Source organism: Neolewinella lacunae, assembly GCF_014349155.1.
Classification (GTDB): Bacteria; Bacteroidota; Bacteroidia; order Chitinophagales; family Saprospiraceae; genus Neolewinella; species Neolewinella lacunae.
Map to the genome: position 1 here is coordinate 1 of NZ_JACSIT010000106.1, position 19,405 is coordinate 19,405.

General features: G+C 59.1%; 17 protein-coding genes. 10 read left to right on the plus strand and 7 right to left on the minus strand.

The window, feature by feature from the left end:
- Both H9S92_RS11760 and H9S92_RS11765 read left to right on the plus strand, forming a co-directional pair.
- A partial coding sequence (locus H9S92_RS11760; RefSeq protein ID WP_222936065.1) for a transposase occupies positions 1–941 on the plus strand: 941 nt, incomplete at its 5' end.
- A gap of 28 nt (positions 942–969) precedes the next feature.
- Positions 970–1,506 carry a hypothetical protein gene (locus H9S92_RS11765; protein ID WP_187466916.1) on the plus strand — a complete coding sequence of 179 codons (537 nt, stop codon included), beginning with the start codon at positions 970–972 and terminating at the stop codon, positions 1,504–1,506.
- Between the two features lie 273 nt (positions 1,507–1,779).
- Here the strand turns inward: H9S92_RS11765 and H9S92_RS11770 are convergent, their stop codons facing one another.
- On the minus strand, positions 1,780–2,361 hold the full coding sequence (locus H9S92_RS11770) for a sigma-70 family RNA polymerase sigma factor (protein WP_187466917.1): 582 nt from the start codon (positions 2,359–2,361) through the stop codon (positions 1,780–1,782).
- Between the two features lie 595 nt (positions 2,362–2,956).
- Here H9S92_RS11770 and H9S92_RS11775 point away from each other — a divergent pair.
- The 5 genes from H9S92_RS11775 (at position 2,957) to H9S92_RS11795 (ending at position 8,688) form a co-directional block, all read left to right on the plus strand.
- Complete coding sequence (locus H9S92_RS11775) at positions 2,957–5,077, plus strand: nitrite/sulfite reductase (RefSeq protein ID WP_187466918.1); 2,121 nt, start codon at positions 2,957–2,959, stop codon at positions 5,075–5,077.
- Positions 5,078–5,108: 31 nt separating this feature from the next.
- Positions 5,109–5,897 (plus strand): uroporphyrinogen-III C-methyltransferase, encoded by a 789-nt coding sequence (gene cobA / locus H9S92_RS11780; RefSeq protein WP_187466919.1) that lies wholly within the window; start codon positions 5,109–5,111, stop codon positions 5,895–5,897.
- A complete protein-coding gene (locus H9S92_RS11785) occupies positions 5,894–6,811 on the plus strand; it encodes a precorrin-2 dehydrogenase/sirohydrochlorin ferrochelatase family protein (RefSeq protein ID WP_187466920.1) in 918 nt (305 codons plus the stop codon). The genes cobA and H9S92_RS11785 overlap by 4 nt, the downstream gene beginning before the upstream one ends.
- A gap of 41 nt (positions 6,812–6,852) precedes the next feature.
- Positions 6,853–7,527, plus strand: coding sequence for a phosphoadenylyl-sulfate reductase (locus H9S92_RS11790; RefSeq protein ID WP_187466921.1), 675 nt, complete (start codon positions 6,853–6,855; stop codon positions 7,525–7,527).
- A 129-nt stretch (positions 7,528–7,656) separates the two neighbouring features.
- The gene (locus H9S92_RS11795; protein WP_187466922.1) at positions 7,657–8,688 is read left to right on the plus strand and encodes an NAD(P)/FAD-dependent oxidoreductase; all 1,032 of its coding nucleotides are present in this window, start codon (positions 7,657–7,659) and stop codon (positions 8,686–8,688) included.
- A gap of 19 nt (positions 8,689–8,707) precedes the next feature.
- On the opposite strand, the gene H9S92_RS11800 is transcribed toward H9S92_RS11795, so the two are convergent.
- The 4 genes from H9S92_RS11800 to H9S92_RS11815 all read right to left on the minus strand — a co-directional run bounded on the left by H9S92_RS11800 (position 8,708) and on the right by H9S92_RS11815 (position 11,325).
- Entirely contained in the window at positions 8,708–9,346 is a 639-nt protein-coding gene (locus H9S92_RS11800; protein ID WP_187466923.1) for an O-methyltransferase, read from the minus strand.
- Entirely contained in the window at positions 9,343–9,840 is a 498-nt protein-coding gene (locus H9S92_RS11805; RefSeq protein ID WP_187466924.1) for a TlpA family protein disulfide reductase, read from the minus strand. The genes H9S92_RS11800 and H9S92_RS11805 overlap by 4 nt, the downstream gene beginning before the upstream one ends.
- Before the next feature lie 10 nt (positions 9,841–9,850).
- On the minus strand, positions 9,851–10,180 hold the full coding sequence (locus H9S92_RS11810; RefSeq protein WP_187466925.1) for a hypothetical protein: 330 nt from the start codon (positions 10,178–10,180) through the stop codon (positions 9,851–9,853).
- A gap of 119 nt (positions 10,181–10,299) precedes the next feature.
- On the minus strand, positions 10,300–11,325 hold the full coding sequence (locus H9S92_RS11815; RefSeq protein ID WP_187466926.1) for a hypothetical protein: 1,026 nt from the start codon (positions 11,323–11,325) through the stop codon (positions 10,300–10,302).
- A gap of 756 nt (positions 11,326–12,081) precedes the next feature.
- On the opposite strand from H9S92_RS11815, the gene H9S92_RS11820 reads away from it, so the two are divergent.
- Positions 12,082–12,600 (plus strand): YfiT family bacillithiol transferase, encoded by a 519-nt coding sequence (locus H9S92_RS11820; RefSeq protein WP_187466927.1) that lies wholly within the window; start codon positions 12,082–12,084, stop codon positions 12,598–12,600.
- 75 nt (positions 12,601–12,675) lie between these two features.
- Positions 12,676–14,322 carry a choice-of-anchor B family protein gene (locus tag H9S92_RS11825; RefSeq protein ID WP_187466928.1) on the plus strand — a complete coding sequence of 549 codons (1,647 nt, stop codon included), beginning with the start codon at positions 12,676–12,678 and terminating at the stop codon, positions 14,320–14,322.
- Between the two features lie 217 nt (positions 14,323–14,539).
- Here the strand turns inward: H9S92_RS11825 and H9S92_RS11830 are convergent, their stop codons facing one another.
- Together H9S92_RS11830 and H9S92_RS11835 are read right to left on the minus strand one after the other, a co-directional pair.
- Entirely contained in the window at positions 14,540–15,301 is a 762-nt protein-coding gene (locus H9S92_RS11830) for a TIGR03915 family putative DNA repair protein (protein WP_187466929.1), read from the minus strand.
- Positions 15,302–15,332: 31 nt separating this feature from the next.
- Complete coding sequence (locus H9S92_RS11835) at positions 15,333–16,238, minus strand: TIGR01777 family oxidoreductase (protein ID WP_187466930.1); 906 nt, start codon at positions 16,236–16,238, stop codon at positions 15,333–15,335.
- A gap of 271 nt (positions 16,239–16,509) precedes the next feature.
- Between H9S92_RS11835 and H9S92_RS11840 the strand changes: the two genes are divergently transcribed.
- Positions 16,510–19,029 (plus strand): PIG-L family deacetylase, encoded by a 2,520-nt coding sequence (locus H9S92_RS11840; protein ID WP_187466931.1) that lies wholly within the window; start codon positions 16,510–16,512, stop codon positions 19,027–19,029.
- The last annotated feature ends 376 nt before the right edge of the window (positions 19,030–19,405 follow it).

The window sequence follows — 19,405 nt, forward strand, 5'->3', positions numbered from 1 at the left end:
GTGGTAAGTATACTGACGGAGTGGACTATTACTACAGCGGTAGCGACGGAAAACCCAAGTGGGGTATGGAGGCCAGCGGACTAGCTGCCGTCGACTTACAAAACAAGGCAGCTTTGCATTTAGACATGGTACAAACCGTTGACCGTCACGAAAGCGAGACACTATTGGAGTATTATGGTTCGACTATCATTGCCCGAAAAGACCGCTTGCAGTCAATATCAAAATACATAGCGGTAGATGCCTATTTTTCTCGACAACCTTTTGTAGATCAAATGGTTATGAACGGTTTCGATGTGATTACTCGTTTAAGAAAAGACGCTAAAATCCGTTATCTTTATCGCGGCCCACGAGAAAAGCGACGGGGGAAACCACGGCAGTTTGACGGCTACGTAGCTGTTCGCAACCTCAGAGAGGATGTCTTTACGCCTTGTGCTATCGACGAAGATAGAAAATGGATTGCGTACGAGGCAATTGTAAATGTAGAAGCGCTTAAATGTCAAGTCGTATTGGTCGTTGTCCATGATCTAGACAGTGAAGGCCAGGTAAATGGCCATCGACTTTATATGTCAACTGACACCAATCTCAACGGTGGTGAAGTTCTTCATGCTTACCAATGTCGATTTCAACAAGAATTTCTATTTCGCGACGCGAAGCAAGAACTGGGCTTGGAGCACTGCCAAGCCTACTCTTGGCAGAAAAACGATTTCCACTTCAATGTGGCGATGACTGTTGGCTCGCTAGCCAAAGCAGCTTACCATTTACAAGTCCCGGGGCAACCTGTTAGGGCTTTCTCTATCGCCGATGTAAAACAACGTCACATGAATGAATTCCAAGCACAACGAATATTATCCTTGTGTCGACTGGACCTTGATGAGGACTTAATTCGAAATCTCCAGCAACACTTCAGTAATTTCGGGCTTCGCAACTTCCAAAGGGCATGAAAACCTCTACAGACCATTGTTGGGGGCAATGGTGGATCTTTCCTTGGTCTACAGGATAGGCAAAGGACAATATGGGGTAACTGCCATGGTGCGCAGCCAGCTAAATCCCGTGGATGAAGAAGCCCTCTTTTCTGACGTCCTTCAGGAACCAGGTATTTCTTTTGATACGGAAGGTGGCCGTTGGGGCATGCGCACAGCACTGTTGGGTGCGTTTGGCTCGGTAGCCTTCTCGGATAAAATAAGTTTTCACGCACGGGTAATGGCCGGTATTGTCGGGGTAAGTTCGCCTAACGTAGAAGCGACCGTAACGGGGCCCGCCGGGACCTTCATTGTTGAGCAGAGTAGCGAAAATGCATCAGCGTTCGGGCGCCTCTACGGAGGAGGTTTCACCTTTAACTTAGGGAACAAAATCGCTTTAATTACTAACCTTGATTATTTCACAGCGACGCCAGAGTTCTCCAATGTTGAGGTATCCATCAACGACATTCCCTTTTCGACGAATCAAAGTCTAAGCCAAAAGGTTGTTACGGTAAACTTCAGCGTAGGGCTTGGCCTGAAGTTTTAAGCACACTCCTGATAATGAATTGACTCGGTTCCGGCCTGCGGTACGTACGGGGAAGGTCTTTTCCTCAAGTTTTGCCCTCACTCCAAGTAACTCCATGCCTCACTCCATGTAACTCCATGGGCTAAAAAATCCAGCCGGACCGGAGGTCCGGATCCGGCTTGAAACCCAAAAACTACAGCCCCACCCAGTCCTTTCGAGACCGGATGGGGCTGTGTCTTTTCGAGCGCTGGGTGCAACCGACGCTCGAAAATTCAGGATAAAGGAAAAGACAATTTACTGCAGCACAATCTGCTTCTCATCAATCATCTTGCGCATGTTGATCAGTGCGTAGCGCATCCGGCCCAGGGCCGTGTTGATGGAGACGCGCGTAAGCTTGGCAATTTCTTTGAAGCTCATGTCGGCGTAGTGGCGCAGGATGACCACCTCCCGCTGTTCGGGGGGCAGGGCGTCAACCAGGCTGCGGATCCGGTCGTGGGTCTGGCTGCGGATCATGCCTTGCTCGGCGTTGCGCTCGGGGCTTTGCAGCACGTCGAAAATGTTGAACGTCTCCGTCTGGCCAACCTGGGGGCGGCGCTTGTGGCGGCGGAACGAATCCACACACATGTTGTAGCTGATGCGCATCGCCCACTGCAGGAACTTACCCTCGTGGTTGTACTTGCCCCGGCGGAGCGTATCAATGATCTTGATGAAGACTTCCTGAAAGATGTCTTCCGCCTGGCTGTGATCCTTGGTGAAAAGGTAGATGCTGGTGTAGATCTTTTGTTGGTGACGGCCGAGGAGCTCCTCGAACGCCCGATCTTCTCCGGCAAGGTATTGGGTGATCAATTCGTGATCATTCAGCGACTTAACGTCCATGACTAACGTGTTTCAACAGTTTGGGATTATTCCCGAAGGAAGCCGTACAATTCCGGCTTGATGGTTAGTGTAGACGTTTAAACTATAGGAGTGTCGCTTTAAAAAATGAGGGGATGATGATTGTCCGCATCCTGCGGTAACGAGCCCAAAGATAAGCACTAGATTTTTACATACACAAGAAAAATCTTTTCGGTAGCCCGCTTTAACGCAGTCTTAACGCCCAGGGAGGCAAATTCTGTGGCGCTTCTCCTGCCTTCGCTGTGCTTTTGTGCGGAGTTTGCGGGAGGAGAAAAAATTTTGTTCGGGAGCTTTTTCGCTTACCGTGACTTGGGCGCGACCGCAGGTGCCAGGGAAAGTACAACGAAGCAGGGAAGGGCCTCACCCAGCTCTCCGGTACCCTTCCACCGCACCTGCGACCGCGCCCAAAAATACAATTTAATAAAATAAAGATATGTTAAGGTTTGAATAAATGCATGTTTCATAGTTTCGTAACAAACTAAAAATCAATAAGTTGTTTTGCCGCGACGTTCATTTATATGTTGTTTTGTTCATGTTTTTCGCTAAACTAAGTGGGCCGGGCCGGGTAATTTCGGGCATGACTACCACGCAACCGACCTCGCTAGACCACCTGAATGCCCCCGACCGGGCCGATATTCAGGAACTCACCAGCCGCATCTACGCCTACCAGCGCGGGCAGGAAGACGAAGACCGCTTTAAGCACTACCGCCTCACCCGGGGCGTGTACGGGCAGCGGCAGATCGGGGTACACATGTTCCGGACCAAAATCCCCTTCGGCCACCTCACCCCGGATCAGTTGATTGCGCTGGCCGACATTTCCGAGCGTTTCACCAACGGCCGGCTCCACATCACCACCCGGCAGAACATCCAGCTGCACTACGTCAAACTCAACGACAGCCCCGCCATCTGGCAAGCCCTCAGCGAGGCCGGCATGACCGCCCGCGAAGCCTGTGGCAATACCGTGCGCAACCTTACCGCCAGTCCGCTGGCCGGCGTTGACCCCGATGAGCCCTTCGACGTGAGCCCCTACGTCTACGCCGCCTTTGCCTACTTCCTGCGCAACCCCATCTGCCAGGAAATGGGCCGCAAAATCAAGCCCGCCTTTTCTTCCAGCGAGAAAGACAGCGCTTTTACTTACTTCCATGACTTTGGCTTCATCCCCCGCATCCGCAACGGCGAGAAAGGCTTCAAGGTCGTTTTGGGCGGCGGGCTCGGGGCCGTGGCCATGATTGCGCCCACCGCCTACGAGTTTTTGCCCGCCGATAAGATCATCCCCTTCATGGAAGCAACGCTCCGGGTATTCGACCGCTACGGGGAGCGCGAAAAACGCATGAAAGCCCGCCTGAAGTACCTGCTGGCTGACCTTGGCCTGGAGCGGCTCCTGGAACTCGTCGAGGCCGAAATGGCCGCCGTTGCCCACCAGACTTACCCCATCGACGAAAGCATCGTCCCCCGCCTCGGCCAGGTGCCCGCCGATAATTTCCCGCCCGCCGAACCCCTCCACCCCGGCCTCTACGCCGAATGGCTCAAGACCAACGTCCTCGAACAAAAGCAGGGTGGCTACCGGGCCGTGGCCATCCGCGTCCCCCTCGGTAACCTGGAAGCCGAGCAGACCCGCCTGTTGGCCGGGCTGATCAAGGAATTTGCCAGCGACGACGTCCGCCTCAGCGTCCAACAGGGCCTGGTGCTGCGCTACGTGCCCCCCACGGCCCTGCCACACCTTTTCAACGGTCTGTACGCCCTCAACCTCGGCCTGCCCGGGTACGATACTACGGCCGACATCACCGCCTGCCCCGGCACCGATACCTGCGCCCTGGGCGTCACCAACTCCACCGGCCTGGCCCAGGAACTCGAAGCGCTCGTCCGCGATGAATTCCCCGAACTGGTGACCGAAAACGACATCCGCATCAAGATCAGCGGCTGCATGAACGGTTGTGGCCAGCACATGGCCGCCAACATCGGCTTCCACGGCTCCAGCATCCGCGTAGGGCAGCGCATCGCCCCGGCCATGCAGGTCGTAGTGGGCGGCGGCGTGGCCCCCGATGGCCGCGGCTTCGTGGCGGAGAAAATCATCAAAGTGCCCACCCGCCGCATTCCCCAGGTGGTCCGCGACCTCTTTGCCGACTACCAAACCCACGCCAACGACGGCGAATACTACAACGACTACGCCCTGCGCCAGGGCAAACGCTACTTCTACGACCTCCTCAAACCGCTGGGGGACACGACCGAAATTACCGACGAAGAATTTTTCGACTGGGGCCAGGACCACGACTACCGCCAGGAAATTGGCGTCGGGGAATGCGCCGGGGTGAGCCTCGACGTGGTCGGGGCCATCCTCAACGACGCCTCTAACAAGGTCATTGCCGCCGGCCGCTCCGTCGAGGGCGAAGCCTGGGCCGACGCCGTCTACCACGCCTACTCTGCCTTCATCACCGCCGCCAAAGCCCTCCTGCTGGCCGAGGACCTGAAGTGCAATACCCACATCGGCATCCTCAACGATTTCGCTGCCCACTTCGGCGACCGCTTCCCCGAAGCCATGCCCTTCCCCGACTTGGTCTTGCGCATCAACAAGCAACCGGCCACGCCCGAGTTCGCCACCGAATACCTGGCCGCCGCCCGCGCCTTCGTCTCCAAAACCATCCAGACGCGCGAAGCCCAACTCAGCAAGGTCGTCATCGGCGAATACTACAAGGCCTGACGCTCATCCTCTCCTGCCCAATATCAATCCCATGCCACTTCCCACCATCAGCCTCGTTGGCGCCGGTCCCGGAGACCCCGACCTGATCACCCGCGCCGGACTGAAAGCCCTGCAAACGGCCGACGTAGTGCTCTACGACGCGCTTATTTCCACTGAACTGCTGGAAGAAACGCCACCGCACTGCCAGCGCATCTTCGTGGGCAAACGCGCCGGCTGTCACGCCATGAAGCAGGAGGAAATCAACGAAATGCTGGTGACCGCCGCGCTGGAATACGGCCACGCCGTCCGCCTCAAAGGCGGCGACCCCTTCGTTTTCGGGCGCGGGCAGGAGGAAAAGGCCCACGCCGAAGCCCGTGGCATTGCCGTGCGGGTCATTCCCGGCATCAGCAGTTGCATCAGCCTGCCGGCTTTGCAGGGGGTGGCACCCACCAGCCGGGGGTACGCCGATAGCTTCTGGGTGCTTACGGCGCATACCCGCGACGGCGGTTTGAGCGAAGACCTCCTGCTGGCTCCCCGCACCAGCGCCACCGTCATCATCCTGATGGGCCTCGGCCGCCTCGCCGAAATCTGCGCCCTCTGGGAAGCCGAAGGCAAAGGAAACCTGCCCGCGATGGTCATCCAGAACGGCAGCTGCCCCAACGAACGCGTCTGGGTAGGCACTGCCGACGACATCGCCCCCCGCGTACTCCGCGAGCGCGACGCCGGCCCGGGCATCATCGTCCTCGGCCAGACCGTTTGCCAGCACCCCGCCTTTCAGCGGCGCGTCCTCGCTTCCGTGGCCCAGGCCAGTCCCCGTCGACAAAAAGCAAACGCCCGATGAACAACCCGCTCTATCCCGCCTTTTTTCGTCTGGATCGCCTTCAGCTCCTCGTCGTAGGGGCCGGCGCGGTGGGCGAGGAAAAGCTGAGCTTTATCCTCAAGTCCAGTCCTAACGCCCGCGTAGTGATTGTCGCCCCGTGGATGGGGGAGGAGCTCAAAAGCCTGTTGGAGGAGCAGCACGGAGCGGGGGCGCGGTCCCGAGATCCGCTATCGCTCGTCGTGACCACGCAAGATGAGGGGCATCTTGCGCGGTCGCAGGTGCAGGGGGAAGGACAGGGGAGCCAGGTTCCCCCCGCCGCCGCCGAAGACCCTGCGCTGGCGGGCTACTGGACCACGGCGGCGGGCGGAAGCGTCACCTGGCTGGCCCGTGCCTTTCGGCGGGAGGATGTGGAGATGGCCGACCTCGTAGTGGCCGCCACCAACTTCAAAGACGTCAACCTCGCCGTCCACACCGCCGCCAAATCCGCCCGCCGTTTGGCCAATATCGCCGATACGCCCGACCTTTGCGACTTCTACCTGGGCAGCATCGTCACCCGGGGGCCGCTGAAGATTGCCATCAGTACCAACGGCCAAAGCCCCACCTTTGCCAAACGCTTCCGGCAATGGCTGGAGGCAGAGCTGCCCGAGTTGGAAACCACCAGCCTGCTCGACAACCTGAAAACGTTCAGGGACCGTCTTACGGGTGACTTTGAAGCGAAAGTCCGGCAGCTCAACGCCGTGACCAACAGCCTGCTCTCCGCAACCCACACCGGCGCGGCCTGCCAATGCCCCGCCGGAGAATGCCTGGTGGAAGCGGCGGCCCGGACGAACTCCGCTCCCTCGTCCTCACTCTCCCCTTCGGGGGGGCGGGGGGAACTCCTCCCTTCGGGGGGGTGGGTGGGACCATCCGCGCCAGGCACCGAAAAAAATACATAATCATTGCTTCCTCCCTCCGCGCCGGAAGCCACCCCCTCGTTATGAAAACCATCATCAAAGCAGACCTCGAAGCCCTTAACGCCGAATTCGGTGCCCTCGACTTTGAAGCGCGCTTCCACCGTCTTTACGAATACTTTCCGGTTGAAGAAGTGCTCTTTACGAGCAGCTTCGGCACCAAATCCGTAGTGATGCTCACCTTCGTCAGCCGGGCCAATCCGTCCCAGAAGGTGCACATGCTCAACACTGGCTACCACTTCCCGGAGACCCTCGAATACCGGGATACACTGAGCCGCCTGACGGGCCTGGAAGTGGTCGACATCCACCCCGACCCCGCGCGCCACCAGCAGACGCTGGACACCGCCATGTGGGACGCACAGCCCAGCCGCTGCTGCCACTACAATAAGGTACTGCCCCTGAAGGCCGTCAAGGAAGCCCACACCGTGTGGATGTCGGGCGTACACAGCTACCAAACGATGAACCGCGCGGCCATGCGCATCTTTGAACAGGTGGACGGGCTTATCCACTTTCACCCGCTGATCGACATCACCGAGGGCGAGTTTCTTTACCACCTGGAAAAAGACAAACTGCCCCGGCACCCACTCGAAGACCTGGGCTACGGCTCCATCGGCTGCCACCACTGTACCCGCCCGGGACAGGGTAGGGCAGGCCGCTGGGCGGGCAAAGACAAGGACGAATGTGGCCTGCACTTGTCGTAGGCACTTCTTCACACCTGCTCAACTGTCCTAAAAATGACCGTTGTTGCCCACCTTTTTACCGGGCGGAGGGTTTTTTAATATTCTAATTGTTGTTTTCCGATCGCGTTTACTCCCAAATTGAAAAGAAAAATGATTCAAACCGACATCCTGATCATTGGCGCGGGCCCCGTTGGCCTCTTCACCGTTTTTGAAGCCGGATTGCTTAAGTTGCGCTGCCACCTGATCGATAGCCTGGGGCAGCCCGGCGGGCAGTTGACGGAGATCTACCCCAAAAAACCGATCTACGACATCCCAGGCTACCCCAGCGTGCTGGCTGGCGAGCTGGTGGATAACCTCATGGAACAAATTGCGCCCTTCAACCCTGGCTTCACCCTGGGCGAGCGGGCCGAAACCATCGAGAAAGTAGGGGAGAAGATGTACCAGATTACTACCTCCAAAGGTACCGTCCACCAGGCACCGGTGATCATGATTGCCGGCGGACTGGGCTGTTTTGAACCCCGCAAGCCCCCCATCCCCAACATCAACGACTACGAAGACCGGGGCGTAGCCTACGTCATCCGCGACCCCGAGGTGTACCGCAACCGCCGCGTGCTGCTGGCCGGTGGCGGCGATTCGGCCCTCGACTGGACCATCTTCCTGGCCGACGTGGCCAGCGAAGTCATCCTAGTCCACCGCCGCGACTCCTTCCGGGGTGCCCTCGATAGCGTAGAGAAGGTGATGGAGCTGGCCGAAGCCGGACGCATTAAGCTGGTCACCAACGCCGAAGTTCGCGGCATCAAAGGCGAAGGAAAAGTGACGGCCCTGACGGTAAAAATCGAAGACACCGAAACCGATATTGCCGTAGACGACTTCATCCCCCTCTTCGGCCTGGCCCCCAAACTGGGACCCATTGCCGAGTGGGGCCTCCAGATCGATAAGAACGCCATCGTGGTCGATACCCGCGATTACAGCACGGGCGTCGACGGCATCTACGCCATCGGAGACATCAACACCTACCCCGGTAAGCTCAAGCTCATCCTCTGCGGTTTCCACGAAGGAACGATGGCCGTGCAATCTGCCTTCAGCTACATCTACCCCGATAAAAAACTCAGCTTCAAGTACACGACCGTGAACGGCATCGAAGGTTTGCCGAAGGAGGCTACCGCTGAGTTGGCGCAGTAAAGGAGGATTTTCTTGGGCGCTACACCCGCCGGGCGATGGATAAGCCGTCGCGCAGGGGTAGTACGACGACCTCCAGACGGGGATCATCGGCAATGAGCTGGTTGTAGTGGCGCAGGGCTTCCAGGTCGGGATCGGTCTGGCCGGGGGTGTGGACTTTGCCGTCCCAGAGCACATTGTCGGCCAACAGCAAGCCGCCGGGGCGCAGGGTGCCAATGAGCCGTTCGTAGTAGGCGGGGTAACCGCGCTTGTCTCCGTCCAGAAAAATGAGGTCGAAGGCGGTGGGGAGTTGGTCCAGGATCGCGGGCGCTTGCCCGAGGTGGAGGGTGATGCGGTCGGCGAAGGGCGAAGTGGCGAAGTTTTGCCGGGCCAGGTAGGCGCTTTCGGCGTTGCCCTCGACGGTGTGGAGGTGGCCGCCGGGGGCGAGTCCCTCGGCCAGACAGAGGGCGGAGTAGCCGGTGAAGGTTCCGATTTCCAGGATGGTCTGGGGGCGGAGGAACTTGCTGAGCAGGGCCAGGACTCTGCCCTGGAGTGGCCCGCTGAGCATCTGCGGAGCCATGGTTTTGAGGAAGGCCTGGCGTTCCACGGCCAGCAAATAATCGGGGATGGGGCCGGAGAGGGCCTCGGCATACTCGAAGCGGGGGTCAATGTCGTCTCTCATTCGCTGTTGCTTTGGCCAGTGATCCGTCCGGCGATGGCGGAGAGGGGGACGTTGACGCCGATGACGGTGCCGTTGGGATCAATGAGAAAATTGGTCGGTACTTGCCTGACGCCGTAGCGGGCGGCAACGTTGCCGTCCAGAAAGCGGAAGCTGGGGGTGTAGTCCATCACCTGGAAGGGCCAATCCCTTGCATCCTGCGTCCGCGCCCTTTTCCACGCACTGCTGTCTTGCTCGATGGCGATGGAGACGATGGTGAGCTGCCCGGCCGTGCTGGCGTTGAGTTGCCGCAGGGCGGGGCTTTCGCGTCGGCACGGACCACACCAGCTGCCCCAAAAATCGAGTAAAACGTAGCCACCCCGGAGGTCGGAGAGGGAAAAAGAAAGCCCATCGGCCCGCACGGCAGTGAATTCGGCCGCCGGTGCTTCGGCGTCCTGGGACGGGCTCAGGTACCAGGTTTTGCCCAGGAAATAGGCTCCGAGGAGGAGCAGAGGCAACCAGAATTTTCTACCAGGCATCCGCATCGTCGAGGGGTTCGGTTTTGTACGTTGCTTTGGTGGTGAGCCGGCGGAGTTGGCGGGCGTAGAGGAGGCGGGCGAGGCCCAGGTTGGCCGGTTCGGGGGCGGCGGGGTGGAAGACTTCGGCTACGGCGGCCTCGTTTACGTCGAGGGTATAGCAGAGGCTCATGAGCTGCTCCATGCGGTGTTGCATCCAGTAGTCGATGGCATCGGCCAGGTGCTGCAACAGGGCGGCTTCGTCGAGCTGCCCGAGCCGGTCGGTCGGCAATTCAAGGGCCTGGGACAGGAGCTCGGCGCTTTGTTGCTGGAGGGAAGACACGGTGGGGATGATTTTTTGGATGGTGCCAGGAGGGGCAAATGTAAAGCGGGGCCGCAGACTTTCGTCTACGGCCCCGCTGTTTAAGGGTTTATGCTTACGGGGGCGTAAGGGGGCGGTGCTTATTTGAGTTCTACCTGGCCACTTCCTACGAAGAAGCCCTTGTTGTACAATTCAGCGGTATATACGCCTTCGGGGTACTGCTGGTTGGGCACGGCCCATGCGGCGCAGTGGGAGGCGGCACTACCGTCGAAGTTGAAGCTGATGGAGGTCGTGTAGGGGATGCGATCGCCCGTGGCACTGCTCGTCAGGATGCCGCTGCCTTCGGAGTCGATCTGGATCGTCTCGCCGCTGGGGTTGATGATGCGGATCTGGAAGCTTTCGTCGCCGGTGTTGGCAACGCCGTTATCGAGGCTGTTGAAGCAGATGTAGAGGCGATCAACGTTTTTGGCGCTGTTGCGATCGGTCCACTTGCCGTTGCCACGTTCCTTCTGGCCAACTACGGTAACGTTATTGGTTTTGATGGCACTGGCGATGGATACCTTACGGCTCAGTTCCTGGTTGGTAGAGGCGAGTTGTTCGCGCTCACTGACCAGTACGGCACGTTCGCTGTTGAGGCTTTCGTTTTGCTGGCGGCTTACCTGGAGGTCACTGCTGAGCAGATCGCGCTCGCTGGTCAGACGACCATTGTCTTCGGTGAGGGCTTCGTTGGCCAGGCGGAGTTCTTCCAACTGGGCCAGGTAGCCTTGGGTCTTTGACTTCAGATCGGCCAGTTCGCGTCGGGCTGCGGAGAGATTGCGGCTATCGCGGGTAAGGCTTTCGATCTTGTCTTTCTGCGTGCGGAGCTCTTCTTTCTGCTGATCAATCATCGCGTTGAGCTCTTCGTTGCTGCCGCGCATTTCTTCGAGCTCGGCTAGGCTCTCGTAGTACTGCTTTTCAGCAGTGGCTTTGAATTGCTCCATCTCGACGAGATCGGACTGCAATTCGGCGTTTTCCGCACCGCGGTTGGCGTAGCCGATGCCGAGTCCCGCAAGAATCAGCAACAGGACGGCGATGGCACCGGCCAGCAGGGGCGTACGGTTGGGCTGGGGAGCCGGAGAAGGGGTGAAATTGGAGGAAGAACCAGGATTGCTTGGAATGGTTGCCATGGTGGCGTTGGTTTAGTGATGGCGACCGCTGAGTTGGTGCAACAACCGCTGGCCGCCGAAATGTGACCGGGAATGTTTGTCCGGACGAGGTGATTAACGCACCGGAGTGCTCCGCTAGTACACCGCCTCCCAAAAGTTTGTTCGTCCACCCACGCACTTCCAGGCGCAAAACATGATTCCAAACCACGGCCCCAATCACTCGGCGCGGGCTGTAATGTGGCATAATCACTGGCTAAACACCCAGTGAATGATGCGGTAAAAAAATGGTTATCGGCCCCGAAAAAATTTCCAATCCGCGTTTTTTAGTGCTTCTCATTTTCTGCGGGAACGCTCCCGGATTGCGGATGCGGTGCATGTGCTGTTGGGAGTAGCCCCGGATTGGGGATGCGGTGCATGTGCTGTTGGGAGTAGCCCCGGATTGCGGATGCGGTGCATGTGCTGTTGGGAGTAGCCCCGGATTCGGGATGCGGTGCATGTGCTGTTGGGAGTAGCCCCGGATTGCGGGTGCGGTGCATGTGCTGTTGGGAGTAGCCCCGGATTGCGGATGCGGTGCATGTGCTGTTGGGAGTAGCCCCGGATTCCGGATGCGGTGCATGTGCTGTTGGGAGTAGCCCCGGATTCCGGATGCGGTGCATCCTCCATCCGGGGTTATTCAAGTTCGACCCCTGCCGGGGTCAGGGATGGCGGGGCAGGGGAGCTATTGGATATTATTTGGTACTTTTCTCCTTTATTCCTTTCTCCTTTACTCCTTTACTAATGCGCTACCCCATCGGTCCCTTCACCCTCCCCGACGCTGCAACGGCTACTACCCAGCGGATGAACTATCTGGCAGATATCCAGGCGCTGCCGGCTGCTTTTGCCCAGGCTGCCGTTGACATCCAGTCCCGCGGTTTACTTGATACGCCCTACCGGGAAGGCGGCTGGACGGCGCGGCAGGTCATTCACCACGTTGCCGATAGCCACGTCAATGCCTACGTCCGCCACAAGCGGGTGCTGACCGAAGAACACCCCACCCTTACCCCCTACGATGAAAAGGGCTGGGCGGAACTGCCCGACGTAGCGGCGGTGCCCATTGAGGTCAGCCTCGAACTTTTGCGCGGCCTCCACCTGCGCTGGACGACCATCCTGGCCGCCTGCACTGACGCCGAGTGGGAGCGCACTGCCTTCCACGGTGGATCGGGCTGGACCTACCGGCTCGATACCCTGGCCGCCCACTACAGCTGGCACGGCAAACACCACCTCGGGCACCTGCTCCATATCCTGACCAATCATTAACGGGGGACCGCTGCCCGACCAAAGTGCGTACTCCCAGGGCTTAAACAACGGCGTAGCTTAACTTTGTGGATCATAATGACCTACTCCGTGTTTAAGCTGCTCTCTACCATCTTCTGTTTCTTGCTGCTGGCTACCACTTCCGCGTTCGCACAGCAGTCCCAAAACATGTCTTTACTCGGCCAGTGGACCGATGCAACCCTGCCCATCAGCGGCGGCGTCCGGTACAACGACGTTTGGGGCTACGCAGCGGGAGGACGGGAGTATGCCCTGATCGGTTCCCGGCAGTACGTCATTGTACTGGACGTGACGGACCCCAGCAACATCACCGAAATTGCCCGCCTCAACGCCTACAGCAATTCCCAAAGCACCTGGCGCGACATCAAGGTATTCGGAAACTACGCCTACTGCGTTACCGAAGCCGCCGAAGGCTTGCAAATCATCGACCTAAGCCAGCTGCCTACCACGGCCACCCTCGTGGGCAGCCCGCGTATCACCGACTTCCTGAGTTGCCACAACATCTTTATTGACGCCTCCGTTTCGCCCGCCAAACTCTACATGTTCGGCACCAATTCGGGGGCGCAGTCCAACGGTTACCTGGTGTACAGCCTTCAGAACCCCGCCGACCCGCAGCTGCTGGCCTCGGTCAACTTACGGACGGCCCCCTTCACCGGTGGCTACATTCACGATGCGTATGCCATCCACGACACGCTCTACGCCAATTCCGAACGCCGGGGGATGTTCGTCTACGACGTCGCCGACCCGGCCAACCCCGTAGAAATCGGCATCCTTTCCCAGTACCAGCAATCGGGAACGGTGGCCGGTTACAATCACTCCTCCTGGCGCACCCAAAACGGCGACTACATGGTAATGTGCGACGAAACGACCAGCAAACCCGTCTACATCGTCGATGTGCGCGATCCCGCCGACATGGAAGTCGTGAGCACCTTCAAGTCCACGTCCCTGGCTCCCAGCACCAATAGCCTGGCCCACAATCCCTACGTGCTGGGCGATAGCCTGGTGGTAATCAGCTACTACGGCGAAGGCATCCAGGTGTGGGACATCCGCGACCCCACCAGCCCCAGCCGCATTGGTTACTTCGATACCAGCTTCGGCAGCAGTTCCTACGTTGATGGTACCTGGGGCGCTTACCCTTACCTGCCTTCCGGCAATATTCTGGGCAGCGACATGGAAAACGGGCTTTTTGTCGTCGGCATCGACGACTTACGTGCTTTACCCGTCAGCTACCAAAGCTGGGAGGCTACCACTACGGGCAAAGACGTTGAACTTACCTGGTCTACCACCACCGAAACTGACAATGCGGGCTGGACGGTAGAGCACGCCACGGAAAACGGACAGTTTGCCGCAGTGGGCAGCGTCCCGCCGTCCCTCGCTGCTAATTATCGCTTCGTACACGCCAACCCGGGGCCGGGTACCCATTTCTACCGCCTGCGGCAGCGCGACTTCGATGGGACGGAGGCCCTCAGCACCGTGCGCGCCGTCGTCATGCAGGGGGTGACCACCGCCGCCGTTTGGCCCAATCCGGCACCCAGCGGAACCCCACTCTTCCTGGCGGGGGTAAGCGGGGCCGAACCCTGGGTGCTGCGCGAAGCCAGTGGCCGCCCCGTTCTAAGTGGCACGGGCTCCCGGATTGCCCAGAACCTAAGCCCCGGCTTTTATCTTCTGACGGTTGGTGGGCAAACGCTGAAATTGGTGGTGCATTAACAAACTATCGAAAACGTCTCCACCCGAAGCTACATAAGCGGCCCCTCCAGAGCCGGTAGGGCTTCCGTTCAACGACACCCTTGGCTGAACAGCATCCAGCCCTTCGGAGCGGACGTTCACTGCTCCCATTGGCAAACCTTGCACCTGCGGCCGCGCCCTCCTTTCCCCCTTTACTCCTTTCCCCCTTTACTCCTTTCCCCCTTTATTCCTTCCCCCTTCACTTCTCCGTCAAATACTTCCAATACCGCTTAGGCACGTGCTGCAGGTGCAGGGGGATATTGCGCCGTTCGGGGATATCTACGGCGTGAAAGTATTGTTTCCAGAGGTCCTGGTACGCGGTCTCTTTGGCCGCCAGCAGGTCTTGGGAGAGCTGGCGAAGGTGGCCGTCGTTTCCTGATTCGAGGGTGATGAAGGCCGCCTTTCTGGTGCTTACGTCCCAGTGCAGGCCATAGTGGCGGCGGGTATCGTAAATCAGCCAGGGCATGGCGGGATAGCGGGCGGCGAAGTGATCGCCCAGCAAAGGGAGGCAGTTGAAGTCGGGTTGGATGAGGGCAACGTACAAGCCATCGGGCAGTTCCTGAAAGCGGACGAAAGCGTGCATCCGGTGTACTTCGCGGCCCATTTGCTGGTCGAGGCGCTGCAAACGGCGGATGCGTTCATCGCTGGCGTCTTGCCGGACGGGGTGTTCGCTGACCAGCTGGCGACGGATGAAGTGGTAGATCAGGCGCTCGGTACCTGCTTGCTCGGTGAGAAAGGCCCGGCGTAGCCACCTGGTCGTGCCGCTGCCGCCTTTTTGGTCCAGGCTTTTCCCCACCCGGCGGGCCTGTTCGTCATTGGTAACGATGGAAAGGCTTTGGCTGAAAAGTTGTTGTTGAAAAACGTCCTCGGCCACAATGTCTTCTACTTCCAGCCCGAGGCGGTAGGCCTCGAAGATGGCCGAGAAAAGACCGGCAAAAGTACCGTCGTAAGTCAGGATCATGGGGGGCGGGCGGTAGCGGCCAGGCGTTGGTTTAGCGGTCGGCGAGCAAGTCCCGCAGGGCCCCCTCCAATTCAGGGTGGGCAAACTCGAAGCCCGCCGCCTGAACTTTGGCAGCGGAGCAGCGGCAGCTGTCGAGCACCGTATGGCTCATTTCTCCCATGGCCAGTTTGAGGGCAAAAGAGGGGGCGGGAAGCAGGAGGGCGGATTTCCCGGCGGCGGGGCCGAGGGCAGCGGCCAGCACTTTATTTGTCACCGGCTCCGGAGCCGTGCCGTTGTACACGCCCGTCAGCCCGTGCTCAATTGCGTAGGCGTAGATGTTGACGATGTCGTCCAGGTGAATCCAGGAATAGTACTGCGCGCCGTCACCGAAGTAGGTGGAGACGCGGGCGTGGAGGGGCAACAGCATCTTCTGGAGTGCGCCGCCCTCCGGGTGGAGAACGATGCCCGTGCGGTTGATGAAAAGGGGGATGCCCAAACCCCGGATGGCTTCCGTACTTTCTTCCCACAGGACGCAGCTTTTGCTGAGAAAACCCGTGCCGGGAGAATCGCTCTCGCGCATTAAATCGTTGCCCCGGTCGCCGTAAAAGCCAATGGCACTGGCGGAGAGGTAGAGCCTGGGGCGTAATTGCAGGCGGCCCAGCGTGCTGGCCAGCAGGGCGGTGCTCTGGGTCCGGCTATCGATGATGAGTTGCTTGCGCCTGGCCGTCCAGTGCGCATCCGCAATGCCTGCGCCAGCCAGGTTGATGACGTACTCCACGCCGTCGAATGCCGCGTCGTCAATCTTGCCCGCTGCCACATCCCAGTGGTAAGCCGGGAAATCTGCCGACCGATCGGCCGTGCGACTGAGGTGACGAACCTGGTGGCCCAAGGAACGGAGCCGGCGGCTGAGGTGCATGCCGATAAAACCCGTCCCACCGCCAATCAGAATTGTTGCCATATCCAGTGGAATGCAGGCAGAGTGGCTTAGGTTCATTTTTTTCGGGCTTCTTCGGGGGCGCGGCCGCAGGTGCAGTGGATGTCTGATGTGAGATGGGTGATGTCAGATGTCAGATGTCAGACGTGCCACATCCCACATCCCACATCTGACATCCCACATCTGACATTCAACTTCCCTTGCACCTGCGGCCGCGCCCAATAAAATTCAGGGCTCCTGCAACCAGCCCCCGCCCTGAACTGTCTTCATTCCCACAGCAAATTTTCCGCACTTCGTGAAGCACTTTGTCTTAATCGTCAGTTTCGTCCTGCTTACCACCTTTTCTCTCTTCGCCCAAATTGCCAGCCGCCCCACTGCGGGAGATTTGCACGCTGGCATCCAGAAACTGCAAGTACTCGGCTCCGCCCTGTACCTGGCGGCGCACCCCGACGACGAAAACACCCGCCTGATTGCCTACCTGGCCAACGTCGATAAGGTGGAAACGGCTTACCTGAGCCTCACCCGCGGCGACGGCGGCCAGAACCTCATTGCCCCCGATATCCGCGAACTGCTGGGCCTGACCCGCACCCAGGAACTGCTCGCCGCCCGCCGCATTGATGGCGGCTCCCAGTTTTTCAGCCGCGCCAACGACTTTGGTTACTCCAAGCATTCCGACGAAACTTTCACCATCTGGGATAAGCAAAAGGTGCTGGCCGACGCCGTCTGGGTCATCCGGCAGTGGCGACCCGACGTGATCGTACTACGCTTCGATCCCCGCGACCCCGGCAGCACCCACGGCCACCACACCGCCAGCGCCATCATCGGCCTGGAAGCTTTCGACCTGGCCGGCGACCCCACCGCCTTCCCCGAGCAACTTAAGTACGTCGAGCCCTGGCAACCCCGCCGCATCTACTGGAACGCCTACACCTGGCGTGGCGTGCCCGAACACATGGTCCAGGAAAACATCATTAAAGTAGACGTAGGCACCTACCTGCCCAAGCGCGGCGAAGGCGTCTCCGAAATTGCCGCCCGCAGCCGCAGCCAACACAAAAGCCAGGGCTTCGGCAGCGCCGGCTCCCGCGGCGAAGCCATCGAACAACTCGAATTGCTTAAAGGCGACGACAACGACGTCGAGGGAGAAGTCTTTGGCAACATCGACATCACCTGGAACCGCATCCCCGGCGGCACAAAAATCGGCCAGGTCCTCCAGGTCGTCGAAGACCGCTTTCGCTTCGATGACCCTGCCGCCTCCGTCCCGGATCTCCTCCGCGTCCGCAAAATGCTTCAGGACCTCCCCGACGGCTTCTGGAAAAGCAAAAAACTGGCCGAACTGGAAGAAATCATCGCCGGTACCCTCGGCCTCTACCTGGCCGGGACGACCGACGACCCCATCGCCACGGCTGGCCAGAACATCACCGTCAAAATCGAAGCGACCAACCGCAGCACGCAACCCGTCAAACTGATCGATTATTTCATTGAAGGGACCGTTATGACCCGGGCTACTGTCCAGGAAGTTCTCGCCACCAACCGCCCCTTCACCCAGGAACTTACCCTGATGGTGCAGCCCGGCCAGGGCTCCAGTGGGCCCTACTGGCTCCTCGAAAACGGAGAACTGGGCATGTACCGCGTCGATGAGCAGGAACTCCGCGGCAAGGGCGAAAGCGATGACCCGCTACAGGTCACTTTTCAACTCGACATCGCCGGCGAGGAATTTTTCTTCACCCGGCCCGTCCGCCACGCCTACACCGACCCCGTCAAGGGCGAGCAGGTCCAGCCCCTGGAAGTCCTCCCTCCCGTATTCGTGGAACTGGGCGAAAGCAGCTATCTCTTTACCGGCAGCGAAGCCCAACCCGTCCGCGTAAAACTCACCGCCGCCCGCGCCGATCTGCGCGGAAACCTGGAATTATGCATCCCCAACGGCTGGAAAGTGAGCCCGGAGAAAGTGGCCTTCCACCTCGAACGCAAGGGCCAGGAGCAGTACTTCAGCTTTGCGCTCACTCCTCCGGCTGGCCAGGTGCAGGGCACGATCGTTCCCCTGGCCCGCCTGGAGGGGGATGAAGACCCCGAACGCGGCTACACCCGCAAACTCGTCAAAATCGACCACGATCACCTGCCCGTTCAGCTGGCCGACCTCGACGCTTCCGTCCCCGTAGCAAAAATCGACCTCGCCATCGCCGGCCGCAACATCGGCTATCTGCCCGGCGCCGGCGATGCCATCCCCGAAGCCCTCACCAACATCGGTTTCCAGGTGACGACCCTCGATAAGGCCGCCGTCACTACGGGAAGCCTTCGCCAATTCGACGCCATTGTCGTCGGGGTCCGTGCCTACAATACCATTGACGACATCGCCAACTACCAACCCCGTCTGCTCCAGTACGTCAAGGACGGTGGTACCCTGGTGGTACAGTACAATACCAGCCGGGGCGTTCAGATTCCCATGACCGAGCTGGGCCCCTATCCCTTCCAACTCAGCAGCGACCGCGTGACGGTGGAAGACGCCGAAGTGCGCATCCTGGCTCCCGACCATCCCGTCCTGAACTATCCCAACAAGATCACCAGCGCGGATTTTGCCGGTTGGGTCCAGGAACGCGGCCTCTACTTCCCCAGCAACTGGGCTCCGGAGTACACCGCCATCATCAGCAGCAACGACCCCGGCGAGCAGCCCCTCGACGGCGGCCTGCTGGTAGCGCCCTACGGCAAAGGCCACTACGTCTACACCGGCTACAGCTTCTTCCGGGAATTGCCCGCTGGCGTGCCCGGGGCCTATCGCCTGTTCGCCAACCTGGTGGGCCTGGGGAATGAGGTGAGGCCTTAAACTAACGTCAGGTTGGGGAGATATTCACTGATTTTCAGATGGTTAGATCGGAATGATTCTTTAGTTCGGTAGTTTTGTAGTTCGGTAGTAAACAATGCCCCACTACCGAACTGCCTTCTAAAGGTCGTTGAAGACCAAGTTGTGGTTATTGCAAAGGCTCAACCTCACGTTAAACTAGTTGCCCAACCACGCACCGCACACCCCCTGCTGTACTACTGTAAACTGGCAAAATCTGTACTTCCAGCGAGCTATATTTTTGGATAGCTCGCTGAAAGTGGTCTTTTTTAGGTAGTTTCAGCGAGCTATGTGTTTGGATAGCTCGCTGGAAGTGTTACTTTTGGACCAACGCTGAAGAAGATTACTTGACTCCGCAGCA

Coding starts and splice junctions, on each gene's coding strand:
- H9S92_RS11835 (WP_187466930.1), bottom strand. CDS start 16,238: ATGGCAACAATTCTGATTGGCGGTGGGACGGGTTTTATCGGCATGCAC.
- cobA (WP_187466919.1), top strand. CDS start 5,109: ATGCCACTTCCCACCATCAGCCTCGTTGGCGCCGGTCCCGGAGACCCC.
- H9S92_RS11785 (WP_187466920.1), top strand. CDS start 5,894: ATGAACAACCCGCTCTATCCCGCCTTTTTTCGTCTGGATCGCCTTCAG.
- H9S92_RS11825 (WP_187466928.1), top strand. CDS start 12,676: ATGACCTACTCCGTGTTTAAGCTGCTCTCTACCATCTTCTGTTTCTTG.
- H9S92_RS11775 (WP_187466918.1), top strand. CDS start 2,957: ATGACTACCACGCAACCGACCTCGCTAGACCACCTGAATGCCCCCGAC.
- H9S92_RS11815 (WP_187466926.1), bottom strand. CDS start 11,325: ATGGCAACCATTCCAAGCAATCCTGGTTCTTCCTCCAATTTCACCCCT.
- H9S92_RS11765 (WP_187466916.1), top strand. CDS start 970: ATGGTGGATCTTTCCTTGGTCTACAGGATAGGCAAAGGACAATATGGG.
- H9S92_RS11770 (WP_187466917.1), bottom strand. CDS start 2,361: ATGGACGTTAAGTCGCTGAATGATCACGAATTGATCACCCAATACCTT.
- H9S92_RS11790 (WP_187466921.1), top strand. CDS start 6,853: ATGAAAACCATCATCAAAGCAGACCTCGAAGCCCTTAACGCCGAATTC.
- H9S92_RS11795 (WP_187466922.1), top strand. CDS start 7,657: ATGATTCAAACCGACATCCTGATCATTGGCGCGGGCCCCGTTGGCCTC.
- H9S92_RS11800 (WP_187466923.1), bottom strand. CDS start 9,346: ATGAGAGACGACATTGACCCCCGCTTCGAGTATGCCGAGGCCCTCTCC.
- H9S92_RS11820 (WP_187466927.1), top strand. CDS start 12,082: ATGCGCTACCCCATCGGTCCCTTCACCCTCCCCGACGCTGCAACGGCT.
- H9S92_RS11830 (WP_187466929.1), bottom strand. CDS start 15,301: ATGATCCTGACTTACGACGGTACTTTTGCCGGTCTTTTCTCGGCCATC.